The sequence below is a fragment of the Caenispirillum bisanense genome (assembly GCF_039523075.1).
GTDB lineage: Bacteria > Pseudomonadota > Alphaproteobacteria > Rhodospirillales > Rhodospirillaceae > Caenispirillum > Caenispirillum bisanense.
In genome coordinates this window covers 22126-37362 of record NZ_BAAAEP010000017.1, presented here as the reverse complement: position 1 = coordinate 37362, position 15237 = coordinate 22126, and the positions used below count along the sequence as shown (strand labels likewise).

At 70.1% G+C, this 15237-nt stretch carries 15 protein-coding genes and 1 other RNA gene; 6 read left to right on the top strand and 10 right to left on the bottom strand.

The window, feature by feature from the left end:
* The first annotated feature begins 97 nt into the window (after positions 1 to 97).
* Entirely contained in the window at positions 98 to 337 is a 240-nt protein-coding gene (locus ABD056_RS09655; protein ID WP_343866349.1) for an alanine-zipper protein, read from the top strand.
* A gap of 202 nt (positions 338 to 539) precedes the next feature.
* Here ABD056_RS09655 and ABD056_RS09650 read toward each other — a convergent pair whose 3' ends face one another.
* From ABD056_RS09650 to ABD056_RS09635, 4 genes are all read right to left on the bottom strand, one after another.
* On the bottom strand, positions 540 to 1475 hold the full coding sequence (locus tag ABD056_RS09650) for a L,D-transpeptidase family protein (RefSeq protein WP_343866348.1): 936 nt from the start codon (positions 1473 to 1475) through the stop codon (positions 540 to 542).
* A gap of 193 nt (positions 1476 to 1668) precedes the next feature.
* Positions 1669 to 2448: a hypothetical protein gene (locus tag ABD056_RS09645; protein WP_343866347.1), complete on the bottom strand. Its 780-nt coding sequence runs from the start codon at positions 2446 to 2448 to the stop codon at positions 1669 to 1671.
* On the bottom strand, positions 2448 to 2960 hold the full coding sequence (locus ABD056_RS09640; protein ID WP_343866346.1) for a hypothetical protein: 513 nt from the start codon (positions 2958 to 2960) through the stop codon (positions 2448 to 2450). Before ABD056_RS09640 ends, ABD056_RS09645 begins: the two co-directional genes overlap by 1 nt.
* Positions 2961 to 3068: 108 nt before the next feature.
* Entirely contained in the window at positions 3069 to 3593 is a 525-nt protein-coding gene (locus ABD056_RS09635; protein WP_343866345.1) for a SixA phosphatase family protein, read from the bottom strand.
* Between the two features lie 111 nt (positions 3594 to 3704).
* On the opposite strand from ABD056_RS09635, the gene ABD056_RS09630 reads away from it, so the two are divergent.
* The 5 genes from ABD056_RS09630 to ABD056_RS09610 all read left to right on the top strand — a co-directional run bounded on the left by ABD056_RS09630 (position 3705) and on the right by ABD056_RS09610 (position 11358).
* Entirely contained in the window at positions 3705 to 5876 is a 2172-nt protein-coding gene (locus ABD056_RS09630) for an RNA degradosome polyphosphate kinase (RefSeq protein ID WP_343866344.1), read from the top strand.
* Between the two features lie 94 nt (positions 5877 to 5970).
* Complete coding sequence (locus ABD056_RS09625) at positions 5971 to 7455, top strand: Ppx/GppA phosphatase family protein (protein ID WP_343866343.1); 1485 nt, start codon at positions 5971 to 5973, stop codon at positions 7453 to 7455.
* Between the two features lie 254 nt (positions 7456 to 7709).
* Positions 7710 to 8135: a hypothetical protein gene (locus tag ABD056_RS09620; RefSeq protein ID WP_343866342.1), complete on the top strand. Its 426-nt coding sequence runs from the start codon at positions 7710 to 7712 to the stop codon at positions 8133 to 8135.
* Between the two features lie 203 nt (positions 8136 to 8338).
* Positions 8339 to 10057 carry a diguanylate cyclase domain-containing protein gene (locus tag ABD056_RS09615; protein ID WP_343866341.1) on the top strand — a complete coding sequence of 573 codons (1719 nt, stop codon included), beginning with the start codon at positions 8339 to 8341 and terminating at the stop codon, positions 10055 to 10057.
* 5 nt (positions 10058 to 10062) lie between these two features.
* Positions 10063 to 11358 (top strand): DUF2336 domain-containing protein, encoded by a 1296-nt coding sequence (locus tag ABD056_RS09610; protein WP_343866396.1) that lies wholly within the window; start codon positions 10063 to 10065, stop codon positions 11356 to 11358.
* 31 nt (positions 11359 to 11389) lie between these two features.
* Here the strand turns inward: ABD056_RS09610 and ABD056_RS09605 are convergent, their stop codons facing one another.
* The 6 genes from ABD056_RS09605 to ABD056_RS09580 all read right to left on the bottom strand — a co-directional run bounded on the left by ABD056_RS09605 (position 11390) and on the right by ABD056_RS09580 (position 15130).
* Positions 11390 to 11797 carry a type II toxin-antitoxin system VapC family toxin gene (locus ABD056_RS09605; protein ID WP_343866340.1) on the bottom strand — a complete coding sequence of 136 codons (408 nt, stop codon included), beginning with the start codon at positions 11795 to 11797 and terminating at the stop codon, positions 11390 to 11392.
* Positions 11794 to 12069: a hypothetical protein gene (locus tag ABD056_RS09600; protein WP_343866339.1), complete on the bottom strand. Its 276-nt coding sequence runs from the start codon at positions 12067 to 12069 to the stop codon at positions 11794 to 11796. The genes ABD056_RS09605 and ABD056_RS09600 overlap by 4 nt, the downstream gene beginning before the upstream one ends.
* 68 nt (positions 12070 to 12137) lie before the next feature.
* Positions 12138 to 12549, bottom strand: an RNA gene (gene rnpB / locus ABD056_RS09595) — RNase P RNA component class A.
* Positions 12550 to 12590: 41 nt separating this feature from the next.
* Positions 12591 to 13340: an N-acetylmuramoyl-L-alanine amidase gene (locus ABD056_RS09590; protein WP_343866338.1), complete on the bottom strand. Its 750-nt coding sequence runs from the start codon at positions 13338 to 13340 to the stop codon at positions 12591 to 12593.
* Between the two features lies 1 nt (position 13341).
* The gene (locus ABD056_RS09585; RefSeq protein WP_343866337.1) at positions 13342 to 14241 is read right to left on the bottom strand and encodes a DMT family transporter; all 900 of its coding nucleotides are present in this window, start codon (positions 14239 to 14241) and stop codon (positions 13342 to 13344) included.
* 4 nt (positions 14242 to 14245) lie between these two features.
* Positions 14246 to 15130: a DMT family transporter gene (locus ABD056_RS09580; RefSeq protein WP_343866336.1), complete on the bottom strand. Its 885-nt coding sequence runs from the start codon at positions 15128 to 15130 to the stop codon at positions 14246 to 14248.
* Positions 15131 to 15237: the final 107 nt, after the last annotated feature.

Sequence of the window (15237 nt, the reverse complement as noted above, 5' to 3'; positions counted from 1 at the left end):
TGGCTTTAAGGCCTTGCGGTTGGCGAACTTCTGACCAAACATGCGCGTTTGACGGGCGTAGCTCCGTCTCACGCGTGACATTGGGAGGTTTATTGATATGAAGACCACTCGTCTGCTGCTCGCCGTTCCGATGATTCTCGGTCTGGCGGCCTGCGCTCAGGGCATGAGCGAAGAAGACCGCACCACCATGAACTCGGCCGTGCAGGCCGGCCAGTCGGCTCAGGCCGCCGCTCAGCAGGCCCAGGCCGCTGCGCAGCGCGCCGAGGCCGCTGCCCAGCGTGCCGAAGCCGCCGCCAACAAGGCGGAGCGTATCTACCAGCAGATGATGCGCAAGTGATCATCTGACGGGTACGGCCGGGGGCGGAGAGCATTTTCTCGCCGCCCCCGGTCGGTTTTTCCGGGCCGTGGACGGCCCGCCGCTGCCACCGCCGCCCGTCGGGCCGGCGGTTTTTTCATGCCCGCCTGCGGGCGCAAGAACCAAGGGCGCCGCCGGTGGCCGGCAGCGCCCTGGTGTCGGGGTGGCGGAGCGCCCTCGGCGGTCAGCGCAGGGCGGTGGTCATGGTGCTGCCGTGGCCGATGGCGACGGGGTAGCCGCGCTGTTCGCGCACCACCCGTTCCGCCGCTTCCCAGTCCACCGTCACGTCTTCCGGCGCGGCGGCGACGATGGCGTTGATGATGTCCTGGCTGAGGATGGACGGCGGCAGTTCCTCGCGGTCTTCCAGCAGGTTCCAGCCGGTCAGGGTGGGGTGAACCTCCAGCCACAGGCGGCCGCTGTCGAAGGCGACGGAGTAGCGGTCGTCCACCGACATGACCCGGGTGCCGACATCGACCTTCTCGTAGATCGCCTCCACGTCCCACGGGTACATGCGGATGCAGCCCGACGAGGTGCGGCGGCCGATGCCGTCCGGCAGGTTGGTGCCGTGGATCAGGTAGGCGGGCCAGCCCAGGTACATGGCGCGGTTGCCGAGCGGGTTGTCCGGCCCCGGCCCGATGGAGGCCGGCAGGTAGGGCTTGCGCTTGCGGATGTTGGCCGTGGGCGTCCAGGTCGGGTCCTTGCGCTTGGAGACCACGGTGGTGGTGCCGAGCGGCGTCTCCAGCCCCTCGGCGCCGATGCCGACGGCGTAGCTGTCCACCTGGCCGTTGCCGCGGAAGTGGAACAGCCGCATGCCGCCCAGGCTGAGCAGGATGCCCTTGTCCATGGCGCGGGGGGCGATGTGGATGCTCGGGATGACGATTTCCGAGCCGGGCTCGGGCATCCACGGCTCCACGTCCGGGTTGGCGGCGCGCAGCTCAAGGAAGCCGAGTCCCTTGGCCTTGGCGATCTCGTGGAAGGTATCGCCCTTCTTGACCACGTAGGTGGTCACCAGCCGTTCTTCCGGCTGGCGGGCGGCGAAGGCGGGCAGAGCCGGCAGCCCGGCGCCGGTGGTAGCCGCGGCGGCCAGGCTGAGGGCGGTGAACGAGCGGCGGGAAATCATGGCGGTGCTGCATCCTCAAGGGCTCTGCGGCCGCGGGCGGCGGTCCGAAGCGTCGATCCCTGGTATAACGTGGGGGCCGGCGGGAATGGTTTCACGAGTCGGCGCGCAAGAATATCGCAACGCCCGGCAGAAGGCTATGCCTGCTGCCGCATCGCCGTTCAAGACTACCGGGCGGTGGTGGAGGATGCCGCCGTCACCGCCGGCAGTAGTACCACTGGTCCCAGCCTTCGGCGTTCTTCCAGCTGAACTCCAGGCTGCTGCCGTCATAGGCGGCGCGACCGCCGTCCCAGGCCTGCAGGGTGCCGTCGAAGGTCACCCTGCCGCCGCCCAGGCGATAGCGGCCGCCCGGCTGGGCATTGAACAGGTAGCCGCCGTCGGGCCGCAGCTCGATCTGTCCGGCCGACTGGACGGCGCCGTGGACCGCCGTCTGGCAGTAGTAGGTGCCGGGCGCGTCACCGGCGGCGGGCTGCGCCGCCGGCTGGGTGTCGCGCGGCGGCGGCGGCGGCGTCACCCCGGCCGCCTTGCGGGTGGCGAGGAACTCCTGCAGGTCCTGCCTGGCCTGCCGCTCCGCCGCCACCGCCCGGGGGTCGCGGTCCACCTGCCGCACCACCGTGCCGGACTGCTGCGGGATGCCGCCGCCGGCGAAGGGATTGGTGACGCCGTTGATGGTTTGCCCCGGCCCCACCGTCCGCCCGGGAACCTGATCGATGCCGCGCCCCGGCTGCTGGACGACGGTGCGTGCCGGGGCGTCCGGCATCACCACCATGGGCGGCGGGTCGGGCTCGACCACCGTGGGCGGCGGGTCCGGCATCACCATGGCCGGCGCCGGGGTCGGCTCGACGCTGCGGGCGGGGGCGTCGACGGCGATGCCGGTGCCGCTATGCTGGACCACCTCGGCCGCGCCGGCCACGCCGAGCGGCACGGCGACCAGGGACAGGGCGAGGGCGAGGGCGAGAGCAGGCGAGCGGTGCATCAGAACAGGGCCTCCCCATCCAGCGTCGAGTTCTGCAGCACCGCCATGAAGGTGGCGAAGTGGGCGGAGAAGGCTTCCCGCGATGGGCTGACCATGAACAGCAGCAGCTTCTTGCGGCCCGACTCGAGGCCAGCGTACATCAGGTAGAGCTTCCGCCCGTTGATGTCCGTGCCCGCCACCGATCGCAGCAGGATCGGCCGGCCGCACGGCCGGGTATGGACCTCGGTGCCGTCAGCTTCGAGAGACTCCATGGCCGACATGGCGGTGGTCACCGGGATGAACCAGTCGTCCAGGGCGAGGCGGGTGTAGTCGATGCCGGCGAAGAGCACGACCTCGTCGCCGATGGCGATGCCGAGGCTGTCGTCGGCGGAGTCGACCTGCGGCACCCAATGGCGGGCGGTGGCCAGGTCGAAGCCCGGATCGATCTGGCTGGCGCCGGCTGCGGCAGCCGCTCCGGCGCCGGTGCTCAGCACGAGAATGCCCCACAAGGCGGCCATGGCGATCTTGCGCATGCCGTCGCGTCCCCCCTGACGGTTCCCACAATTCCCCTAAGGAAATTATGCTGTGGGCGTAACCCTATCGTCAACGGAGGTTTCGCGGGGCAGGGCAGGGCCGCCGCGTCAGTTCTCCAGGTCTTTCGGCCGCACGAAGGCGCGCAGGCGGCACAGGCCGCTCGCCAGGTCGGCCCAGTCGTCGAGCGGCGCGGTCAGGGTGGCGAGGCTGCCGGTCGGGTACTTTTCGCGCAGGTCGGCGAGTCCCGGCACGCTGTCCGGCACTTCCTTCTCCGTCAGCGCCACGGCGAGGCGGTGGAGGCCCGGGTTGTGGCCGATCAGCAGCACCGACTCCACCTCCGGCGGCAGTTCGCGCAGGCGCTTGAGCAGCAGCTGCGGCGTCGCCTCGTACAGCCGGCGCTCGAAGCACACCGGCACGCCGTCCAGGGACTCGACCAGGTAGTCCATGGTCTGGCGGGTACGGCGGGCGGTGGAGCACAGCACCACGTCCGGCCGCACCGCGTGGGCGGCGATGTGCCGGGCCATGAACGGCCCGCAGCGCTCGCCCCGCTCGTTCAGGGGGCGGTCGTAATCGTCGAGTTCGGGGAAGTCCCAACTCGACTTCAGGTGCCGGAGGAGGAAGATCCGTTTCATGTTTATGACTTTTGTCCCAAGGCGTTGCCGATCCGCTCGGGGCATAGTGTATATAGGAGACCGCGCCGTCTGTCGAAGGCAGCGGCGTTACAGAGAAGGGACGCAGCCCCCATGGAAGACACCGTGCCGACCAGGACCCGCCCGCCGCAGCAGAAGACCGTGCCGACCATCGACATCGAGTCGAAGGATCGCTTCATCAACCGCGAACTGTCCTGGCTGGCGTTCAACTTCCGGGTGATGGAAGAAGCCTATAACGAGCGTCATCCGCTTCTTGAACGTCTTCGGTTCCTCTCCATCTCGGCCTCCAACCTGGACGAGTTCTACATGGTGCGCGTCGCCGGCCTGAAGGGGCAGGTGCATGCCGGCATCACCACCACGAGCCAGGATGGCCTGACCCCGCCGCAGCAGCTGGAGCAGATCAACGAGTCGGCGCGCCGGCTGATGACCAAGCACAGCGAATGCTGGCAGCACCTGCGGGAGCTTCTGCGCCACGAGGGCATCCACGTCATCGACAAGGAAGACCTGACGCCGGACGACATGAAGTGGCTGGAAACCCACTTCATGGACCGCATCTTCCCCATCCTGACGCCGCTGGCCATCGACCCGGCGCATCCCTTCCCCTTCCTGCCCAACCTGGCGCACGCCCTGGTGCTGCACCTGACGCGGCTGGACGACGGCGAGGCCCTGCGCGCCCTGGTGCCCATGCCGACCCAGGTTGACCGCTTCGTGCGGCTGGAGGGCAGCGCCATCCGCTATCTGGCGCTGGAGGAAGTGATCGGGCTGTTTCTCGATCGACTGTTCCCCGGCTTCAAGGTGGTGCAGGGCGGCCACTTCCGCGTCATCCGCGACAGCGAGATGGAAATCGACGAAGAGGCGCAGGACCTGGTGCAGTCCTTCGAGTCGGCGCTGAAGCGCCGCCGCCGCGGCCACTGCATCCGCCTGACCATGAACGCCGACATGCCGGAAGACCTGGTCAAGCTGGTCTGCACCGAGCTGGAGGTGGAGGACGCCGACGTCTTCAAGCTGAACGGCCTGATCGGCATGGCCGACACCCGCAAGCTGATCACCGACGAGCGCCCGGACCTGGTGTTCGTGCCCTACAACGCCCGCTTCCCGGAGCGCATCCGCGACTTCGGCGGCGACTGCTTCGCGGCCATCCGCAAGAAGGACATCGTCGTCCACCACCCGTTCGAGAGCTTCGACGTGGTGGTGCAGTTCCTGCGGCAGGCGGCGCGCGACCCCAACGTGCTGTCCATCAAGCAGACGCTCTACCGCACCTCCAAGGACAGCCCCATCGTCAAGGCGCTGATCGAGGCGGCCGAGCTGGGCAAGAGCGTCACCGCCATGGTGGAGCTGAAGGCGCGCTTCGACGAGGAAGCCAACATCCAGTGGGCGCGCGACCTGGAACGGGCCGGCGTGTCGGTGGTCTATGGCTTCATCGACCTCAAGACCCACGCCAAGATCAGTTTGGTGACCCGCAAGGAAGGGCAGGAACTGCGGTCCTACGTCCACTTCGGCACCGGCAACTACCACCCGATCACGGCCAAGGTCTATACCGACCTGTCCTACTTCACCTCCGACCCCGACCTGACCCGCGACGCCCAGAAGGCCTTCAACTTCATGACCGGCTACGCCAAGCCGGAGAAGATGGAAAAGCTGGCCATCGCGCCGCTGGGCCTGCGCGACAAGCTGCTCGACCTCATCAACGCCGAGGCGGAACACGCCCGCGCCGGCCGCCCCGGCACCATCTGGGCCAAGATGAACAGCCTGGTCGACGGCAAGGTCATCGACGCCCTCTACCGTGCCAGTCAGGCGGGGGTGAAGATCGAACTCATCATCCGCGGCATCTGCTGCCTGCGTCCGGGCGTTCCCGGTCTGTCGGAGAACATTCGCGTCAAGAGCATCGTCGGGCGGTTCCTGGAACACTCGCGCATCGTCTGCTTCGGCAACGGCCACCGCATGCCGTCGCGCCATGCCAAGGTGTTCATCTCTTCGGCCGACTGGATGCCGCGCAACCTGATCAACCGCGTCGAGGCCTTCGTGCCCATCGAGAACCCGACCGTGCACACCCAGATCCTGGAGCAGATCATGGTCGCCAACCTGAAGGACGAGGCCCAGACCTGGTTCCTGCAGCCCGACGGCACCTTCAAGCGGGTGCCGCAGCGCGACGAGGCCTTCTCCGCCCATGTCTACTTCATGACCAACCCCAGCCTGTCGGGCCGCGGCAGCGCCCTGCAGCATGCGCAGAAGCAGGTGCCGAAACTGGCCCTGCGGTCGCGCTGACCGAGCGGGGGCGGTGACGGTGGCGGCAAAGGCAGGGGCCAGGGACGGTCGGCCGCGGCGGCTGCAGCCGACCGGCCGGGCGGCGGACGGCGGCATGTTCGTGCGCCGGCGGCGGCCGGTGGGCATCGTCGACATCGGCTCCAACAGCGTGCGTCTGGTGGTCTACGACGGCCTGACGCGCACGCCGGTGCCGCTGTTCAACGAAAAGGCGGTGTGCGCCCTGGGGGCCGGGCTGGAACAGTCCGGCCGCCTCAACCCCGACGGCGTCGCCATGGCCCTCGGGTCGGTCGAACGCTTCATCCATCTGGCGCGGGCGATGGAGGTGCAGCAGCTGGACGTGCTGGCCACCGCCGCCGCCCGCGCCGCCGCCGACGGGCCGGAGTTCATCCGCGACCTGGAGGCCCGCTGCGGCATCCGCGTGCGCCTGCTGTCGGGGGAGGAGGAAGCGCGCAACGCCGCCCTCGGCGTGCTGTGTGCCGTGCCCGATGCCGACGGCATGGTGGCCGACCTGGGCGGCGGCTCGCTGGAACTGGTGGTGGTGGAAAGCCACCGCTGCGGCGACTTCGCCTCCATGCCGCTCGGCGTGCTGCGGCTGCAGGACCAGTCGGGCGGCGACCGGGCGCGGGCGGTGGAGATCATCGACCGCCATCTGGCGGCGCTGCCGTGGCTGGGGCAGGGGCGGGGACGCAGCCTCTATGCCGTCGGCGGGGCGTGGCGCACCATCGCCCGTATCCTCATCGAGCAGATGAACTACCCGCTGCATGTGCTCGACAACTTCACCCTGGGGGCCGATCACGCCCTGGCGCTGCTGGACCTGATGTCGCGGCAGTCGCGCAAGTCGCTGGAGAAGATCCCCGGCGTCTCCAAGCGCCGGCTGCAGACCCTGCCGGTGGCGGCGGTGATCCTGGAACGGCTGGTGCAGACGGTGCAGCCGTCGCAGCTGGTGTTCTCGGTCTACGGCATGCGCGAAGGCCAGTTCTTCCAGAGCCTGCCGGAAGCGGTGCGGGAGGAAGACCCGCTGATTTCCGCCTGCGCCGATCTCGCCCTGGCCGCCGGCCGCTTCACCGAACACGCCCGCGAGCTGATGGACTGGATGAGCCCGCTGTTCCCGCAGGAGCCGGCGGCGCTGCAGCGGCTGCGCCTGGCGGCCTGTCTTCTGGGTGACATCTTCTGGTCCGAACACCCCGATTACCGCGCCGAGCAGGGGCTGCTGAAGGTGCTGCGGCTGCCGTTCATGGGCCTGTCGCACACCGACCGCGCCGGCCTCGCCCTGGCGGTGTTCTACCGCTATACCTCGGCGGAGGAACACCCCATGGCGGTGCAGGCCCGCCAGCTGCTGGACGAGGACCGGGTGAAGCGGGTGCGGGTGATCGGCAATGCCCTGCGCCTTGGCCACACCCTGTCGGGCGGCGCCCCCGGCCTGCTCGCCCGTACCCGGCTGAAGCTGATGCCCGGCCGTCTGGTGCTGGAGGTGCCGGCGGGAGATCCGCTGTATTCCGGCGATGCCTCCGCCCGCCGGTTCGAGAAACTGGCGGCCGTGCTCGGCCTGACGGAGGCGGCCATCGTGCCGGTGCAATAGAAGCTGCCGCCGGCTGCAGCTTCACCTTCTTTATGCAGCCTTGATACTTGCTTTATACTCGGCAGCAGGGGCAACCGCCGCTGCAGCGTGGCGTTTACGTGTCAAATGTCACAGGCACGTCGGCGCGCAATACAGCCGCGGTCGGACAGGGGATCACGGAGCACCGGCCGCCGCGCCGGCACCGTCGCCTCTCGCCCCCGGCCCGCTTCGCCACCCCGCGGGGTGTCCGCGCCGCCTCACAGGAGGACGGCATCATGGCCGGTTTCGACTTGCAGGCGCTGGTGAAGAACATCGACCCACGGTTCCGCCAGCAGGAAACCATGGAATACAACCGCCTGGTCCAGCAGGCCGAGGTGTTCCGCGAAGCCGGCATCGTCGGCAATGCGGCGCAGGAGGAGCGCTTCGATCAGGCCGCCCGCATGATCGCCGCCTCCATCTACGTCATCGCCCGCGACCTCAAGCTGGCACCGGGCGACGTAGGGGTGGTGGCCGGCCACGCCGTCGGCTTCTTCGTCGGCGCCTCCAGCCCCGCCGATGCGCGGGCGCGCGACCAGTTCAAGGCCGTCTTCGCCAAGGCGCTCGACCAGGCCAACGGCGACAAGCCGCGCAGTATGGTGATGATGGCCGACATGGTGGAAACCGGCATGCAGATCATGAAGCGGTATCGCAACGGCGCCTGAGCCGCCGGGTCGAGGGAACCGCCCCGGCACGGCCGCCAAGGCCGGTCGCAGGGCGACGACGGACGCGAACGGGCCTCCCGCCACCGGCGGGAGGCCCTGTCGTTTGGGCGGTGCGCGGGGCGGGGACATAGGCTGCATGGCATCTTCGCCCAATTCCTCAGCCGTGATAGAAGTTCAGGGTTGGTTATTTGCGGGAGCCGATCGTGCTCGACACGGCGGAGGTCATTACGGCAGCCATTTCTCAACAGGCCCTCGACGCCCATCCGCAGCCCTGCGCCGTGGTTGATGCCGGCGGCCGGGTGCTGGCCCACGGCCGCGCCTTCGCCGCCCTGCCGGGGCTGGTGGCCGCCGACGGCAGCGTGGCGGCGGCCGTGGTGGCGGCGGTGGCCGAGGCCCTGGCGGCGGAGACGGCGGCGACCCGCGTGATCCTCGACCCGCCGGAAGGCCGCCGGGTGTATGACCTGCTGGCCCTGCCGCCGCTGACCGACGGGCAGCGGCTGCTGCTGGTCTCCGACCGCACCCTCGACTCCGGCCTGCGCAACGCCCTGACCGAAAGCCGCGCCCGCTACAAGGATCTGGTGGAGATTTCCAGCGAACACGCCTGGGAAGTGGATGACGCCGGCGCCTTCAGCTTCGTCGCGCCGCAGGGGCTGCTGGGCTATCCGCCGCACCTGCTGATCGGCATGCCGTCGACCGAGCTGCTGGACGGCGAGCGCCACCTCGACCCCATCAACCCCTTCGCCACGCCGGTGCCGCTGGAGGGGCGCGACGTCTGGGTCCGCACCGCCGGCGGCGAGCCGCTGTGCCTGGAGGTGACGGCGGTGCCGCTGTTCGACACCGACAGCCGCTGGGCTGGCGCCCGCGGCGTCTGCCGCGACGTCACCGACCAGCGACGGCGCGAGCAGGACATGGCCGAGGCCCGCGCCCGCGAACGGGTGTTCGGCCGCATCGTGCGGCTGTTCCAGCGCGAGGTGAAGCCGGAGAACATGATCCGTGCCGCCGCCAGCGCCATCACCCACGGGCTGGCCGCCACCGGCTGTCAGGTCTACGGCATTGCCGCGCCGCTGGCCAAGGTGGTGCAGCACCCGAGCTTCCTGCAGGAGGCCGCCTTCGGCCGCGTCGGCTCCGACCGCGAGGCCGACCGCCTGCTGGCGGCGCTGGAGCAGGCGGAGCGCGAGGCGGTGCTGGGCGACCTGGCCGGCGAGCGCCACCTGATCGGCACCCTCTGCCGCCACGGCGACCGCATCAACGGCGCCATCGTGGTGTGGCGGGAACCGGAACGGCCCGATTTCGGCCAGGCGGAACGCCGCCTGCTGGGCAGCATCGCCGGAACTGTCGGGGTAGCGCTGGAACAATTGTACTACCACCGTGTTCTTGTGGAGGTTTCGCGCACCGACGGGCTCACCGGCCTGTTGAACCGCCGTGCCTTCTACGAGGACATGCAGCGGCGGGTGCGACGGCTGGCGCGCGGCGATCGCAAGGGTGCCCTGATGTATGTGGACCTGGACAACTTCAAGGCGGTGAACGATACCCGCGGCCATGAAACCGGGGACAAGGTGCTGCGTGACGTGGCCGACCTGCTGCGCGTCAACACCCGCTCCACCGACATGGTGGCGCGGCTGGGCGGCGACGAGTTCGCCGTATGGCTCGACGACGCCGACGAGGCGGTGGCGGTGAAGCGGGCGGAGGTGTTCCTGGCCGCGGCCGCCATCCTGCGCCAGCATTCGGCGCGGCCGGACCTGCCGCTGATGCTGTCCATCGGCATCGCCGTCTACGACCCGCTGGGGCGCGAGGACATGAACGAGTTCGTCAGCCGCGCCGACAGCGCCATGTATGCCATCAAGCGCCGCGGCAAGGGCTCCTACGCCGTTGCCCGGCCGCCGTCGCGACGGGCCGGCGGCGGCGGGGGAGGCACGCGGTGACCGTCATGACGCCGTCCTCCGCCCTCGACTTCACCCTGTCGCCCGAGACGCCGCTGTCCTACGAGGAGGCGCGGGCGCTGGCCGGCGACCCGCGTCTGCCGGTGCGCGAGGCGGTGGCAGCGCTGACCACGGTGGCGCCGGAAATCCTCTACTTCCTCAGCCAGGATGAAGCGCCGACGGTGCGGCTGGCGGTTGCCCGCAACCCGCAGGCGCCGGCCAAGGCCAACCTGCGTCTGGCCGAAGATGGCGACGAGGCGGTGCGCACGGCCCTGGCGGCCAAGGTGACCGAGCTGCAGCGCCATGGCATGACGGCGCCCGGCGCTCGCGCCCACAGCATCGCGCTGGAGGTGCTCGACCGCCTGTCGCGCGACCGCCTTACCCTGGTGCGGGCGGCGGTGGCCGACGGCCTGAAGGACGTCAGCCAGGTCGACCCCGGCCTGGTGCGGCGGCTGGCGCGCGACGTGGACATCCTGGTGGCGGCGCCGATCCTGGAATTCTCGCCGCTGCTGGACGACCAGGACCTGCTGGAGATCATCCGCCAGAGCCCCATGGCCGGGGTGCTGGCGGCCATCGCCCGGCGCGCCTATGTCGGCCCGGCGGTGACCGAGGCCATCGTCGCCAGCGGCGATTCCCGCGCCATCACCCATCTGCTCTACAACGCCGGCTCGCAGCTGCAGGAACACACCCTCGACAGCCTGATCGCCGCCGTCGACCGCGAGCCCGACTGGCAGCTGCCGCTCGCCCGCCGCGCCGATCTGCCGGAGCCGTCGGTGCGCCGGTTGGCCGAAATGGTGGCCGACCACGTGCTGAGCAGCCTCATGCAGCGCGGCGACCTGTCGACAGAGGCAGCGGCCCGCCTGCGCGAAGTGGTGGGCGCGCGGGTGCAGGAGGGGCTGCCGGAAGGCCCGGCGGCGCTGCCGTCGCCCTACGCCGCCGAGGCGGAGGATCGGTTCGCGCCCTTCCTCGACCATGCCCGCACCGTGCAGGCCGACGGCGAGCTGACCGAGGCGCACCTGATGGTGCTGCTGCTGACCGACCATGTGGACGACCTGGTGGCCGGCCTGGCGGTGCTGTCCGACCTGCCGGTGGCGGTGGTGCTGGAAATGCTGGGGTCGCAGTCGCCGCGGGCCATCGCCGCGCTCGCCCGCACCGCCGGGCTGTCGGCGCGGTTCGGCCTGGAACTGCAGGTGAAGCTCGGCCGCATCAGCCTGGATGCCGCCCTGCGCCCGCTGTCCGACGGCTCCCACCCCCTCAGCGAAACGGAAACCCGCTGGCAGGTGGAGATGTACGCCGAACGCTGAGGGGCGCGCGGTGGCTGCGGGCGTGGCGGGCTCAGGCGGGCAGGGCGGCGGCCGGCAGGTCGGTGCGGCTGAAGTCGTCGCCCTTGTAGAGCAGCGGCGCCTGCCAGCGCTTGGCGACGGCGTAGGAAAACAAATCCCCCAGATTGAGCCGCGCCCCGCTGCCGCTGCCCTTGCCATAGGCGAGGAAGGCGGTCCAGGCGATGTCGACGTCGGCGGCGGAATGGAGCGCGATGGTGAAGGGCTCTGTGGTCAGCAGCTTATCCAGGCGGAGCAACATTTCAAAGCCGCCGACACGGTGGACGGCAATGCGCGCCTCCAGCAGGGACACCGGGCTGACGTAGATTTCGCTGGCCCCGGACAGGACCTGAAGGAACATATCGCGTTCCGGTTCGTGCAGCACGATGGCGACCAGCGCCGAGGCGTCGATCGCCAGCCTCATCGCGGCAGCCCGTCCTCGTCCCACTCCAGGTCGGGCGGCTGCTGGTCGGGCGGAATGCGCGGCAGCGCATCGGCCTCGGCCAGGATCTCGCGCCAGCGAGCCAGCCGGCGGGCGCGGGTCGCCTCGTCAACCGGAGCGGGCGGCCGTGCCGCCAGGGCTGCAATGTAGGTGTCCAGTGCCGACTCGATCACAGCCTCCGGCGACCGGCCGCTCTGGCGGGCGGCGCGTTCGATCTTGGCCAGCAGGTCGGCGTTGTCGGTGTGAAAGCCCATGGGTGCAGCCTCCGTCGCTGTGCTCAGTATAGGCGCCGGCGGTCTTTCGTCAAACCATGCAGGGGTAACGCATCAGCCGGCCTGTAAGCCGGGTTCTGTCCTCGCCGCGGACGGCGATGGATGGCCATTCATCTGGGACGCCCGTTACCGGACGCCTCAAGCAACCGACCCGGACGGCAGCGCGGAATGCGCCTTGCGCCACCTGACCACCCGCGGGCGGGCGGTTTGGCGCGTGCCGTCCCTATTTGGTTTTGCTCCCGGTGGGGTTTACCGTGCCGGTTCCGTTGCCGGTCCCGCGGTGCGCTCTTACCGCACCCTTTCACCCTTGCCGGCGGCGGACGGACCGTATCGCCGGCGGTTTGCTTTCTGTGGCACTTTCCCTGGGGTCGCCCCCGCCGGACGTTATCCGGCACCGTCATTCCGTGGAGCCCGGACTTTCCTCCCCGGACCGAAATCCGGAGCGGCCATCCAGCCGGCTGATGCGACCCCGGATGTAGACCAGCCGGCGGCGACGGTCAAGGTCAACCGCGGTCGGCGGGTCCGCCGGCCCGGTCGGCCGTCACCAGATCGCGCAGGGCCTGCATCAGCGCCCAGGTCTCGGCGTCGGGCATGCCCGACAGGTCGGCGGGGCGGTAATGGCGCTGGAAGGCAATGATGGCCTTGGCGGTGGCCTCGTCCAGCTGACCGCTGCGCGGGGCGGCGTAGCCGATTTCTGCCAGCACGTCCTGCACCGCCTGGATGGAGCCGGGCTGAGCGGTCGGCACCGCCTCCGCCGGCTGCGGCCACAGGCCGATGCCGGCCGCCGCCAGCCGCTTCCAGTCGAACAGCTCGCCGGGGTCTTCCTTGCGCAGCGGGGCGACATCGGAATGGCCGACCACGTTGCGGGCCGGAATGCCGGGATGGCGCGCCAGGATGGCCTGGCACAGCTCGATCACCGCGTCCATCTGGGCGTCGGGGAAGGGGCGGTAGCCGAACTCGTGGCCGGGGTTGACGATCTCGATGCCGATGGAGCGGCTGTTGACGTCGGTGCGGCCCCGCCAGCTCGACACCCCGGCGTGCCAGGCGCGGCGGTCTTCGGGCACCAGGGCGTGCAGGGTGCCGTCTTCCTCCACCAGCCAGTGGGCGGAGACGTCGCTGCTCTTGTCGCACAGGCGCTGCAGGGCGTCCTGGGCGGAGCGCATGCCGGTGTAGTGCAGCACCAGCATGTCGATGCCGCCGCCGGTGCGCGGACCGTGGTTGGGCGAACGGGCGTAGCGCAACGGCTTGACCATGTCAGGTAGGGCTCCCGGCTTCCTCCGGCTCGGCGTCGGGCGGGGGTGTGGGCCTGCGCCGGGCCGTCCGCATCTGGACGATGGCGACGCCGATCAGGGTGAGGGTGCCGCCGACAGCCTTCTGCCACGTCAGCGGCTCGCCTAGCAAGAGGATCGCGGTGGCGATGCCGATAACCGGCGCCAGCAGGCCGAAGGGCGCCACCTGCGCCATCTCGTGCCGGCGCACCAGTCCGTACCACAGGGAATGGGCGACGATGGAGGCGGCGACGGCGGTATAGATCACGGCGCCCCAGCCCATCCAGCCGGCATCGGCCAGCCGGGGCATCTGGTCGCCCTCCAGCAGCCACGACAGCAGGCCGAGCTGCGGCACCGCGAACAGGCTGAGGTAGCCGGTCATGGCCACCGGGTTGACCTCCGGCAGCCGCTTCACCACCACGTTGGAAACCGCCCAGCCGAAGGCGCCCGCGGTGACCAGCAGCAGCGGCGTCAGGCCGGGCAGGGTGGGCTCGCCGGCCAGCAGCACGACGCCAGAGAACGCCAGCACTGTGCCGCCCAGGCGCTTCCAGCCCAGCCGTTCCTTGAACACCAGCACGCCGAGCAGCAGGGTGAAGGGCGTGCCCAGCTGGATGACGATGCCCGCCGCCGCCGCGTCCATGTCCGCCAGGCCGGTGAACATCAGCCCGAAGTGGACGGTGCCGAAGGTGAAGGACAGCAGCACGAGGCCCGGCACCGCCCGCAGCGGCACCCGCATGAACGGCACCACCAGCAGCGCCACCAGGGCGAAGCGGATGGCGGTGAAGGCGAGCGGCGGGATCTCGCTCACCCCCACCTTGGCGACCACCAGATTGAGGCCCCAGAGAAGCTGTACCGTCAGGGCGAGCAGAACGTCGCGGGCGCCCATGGCCTCAGGCCGCCCGCGCCGGCTCGGCGGCGGTCTGCGGTGCCTTCTTCGCCTGACGGAGCTGGATGATGGCGACGCCGGTGAGGGTGATGCCGCCGCCGACGATCTTCAGCAGGGTCAGCGGCTCGCCGAGGAACAGGATGGCGCAGATGACGCTGGTGACCGGCGCCAGCAGCGAGAACGGCACGATGCGCGACAGCTCGTGCCGGCGCACCAGCCCGGCCCACAGGGAATGGGCGATGATGGAGGCGGCGAGCACCGTATAGGCCAGCGACCACCAGGTCCGCTCGCCGGCGGCCAGCACCGCCTCCACCTGATTGGTCTCCAGCAGCAGCGACAGCACCAGCAGCTGCGGCGTCGCCAGCAGCGACATCCACCCCACCACGCCGAGCGGCGGCAGCTGCGTCAGCCGCTTCAGGAACAGGTTGCCGAGCGCCGAACAGGCCGCCGAACCCGCCATGAGGATGATGCCGAGCGGCGGCGTCGCCTGCGGCTCGCCGGCCACCACCACCACCCCGGCCAGCGCCAGCACGATGCCGAAGATGCGCCGCGGCCCCGGCCGTTCGCCCAGCACGAAGATGCCCAGCAGCACCGCGAAGGGCACCACCAGCTGGCTGACGATGGCGGCGGTGGAGCCTTCGGCGATGGCGAAGCTCATGAACATCAGCCCGAAGCCGCCGGTGCCGAAGGTGAGCGACAGCAGCAGGATGTCGCGCAGGGCGGCGCGCGGCAGGCGCACGAAGGGCACCACCAGCAGGCCGACGGCGGCGAAGCGCAGGGCGGTGAACAGCAGCGGCGGAATCTCCGCCACGCCCCACTTGGCCGTCACGATGTTGAAGCCCCACAGCAGAACCACCGTGAGGCCGAGAAGCAGGTCACGCAAGGACACGAAAAACGTCCGCCCGGACAGGATCAAGCAGCGTTACAGGTCGGCCATCGGCCCGGCCTTGTCCAGTGACATTCAGCGGCGGGAGATGGCGCCACCGGAGGGTTATA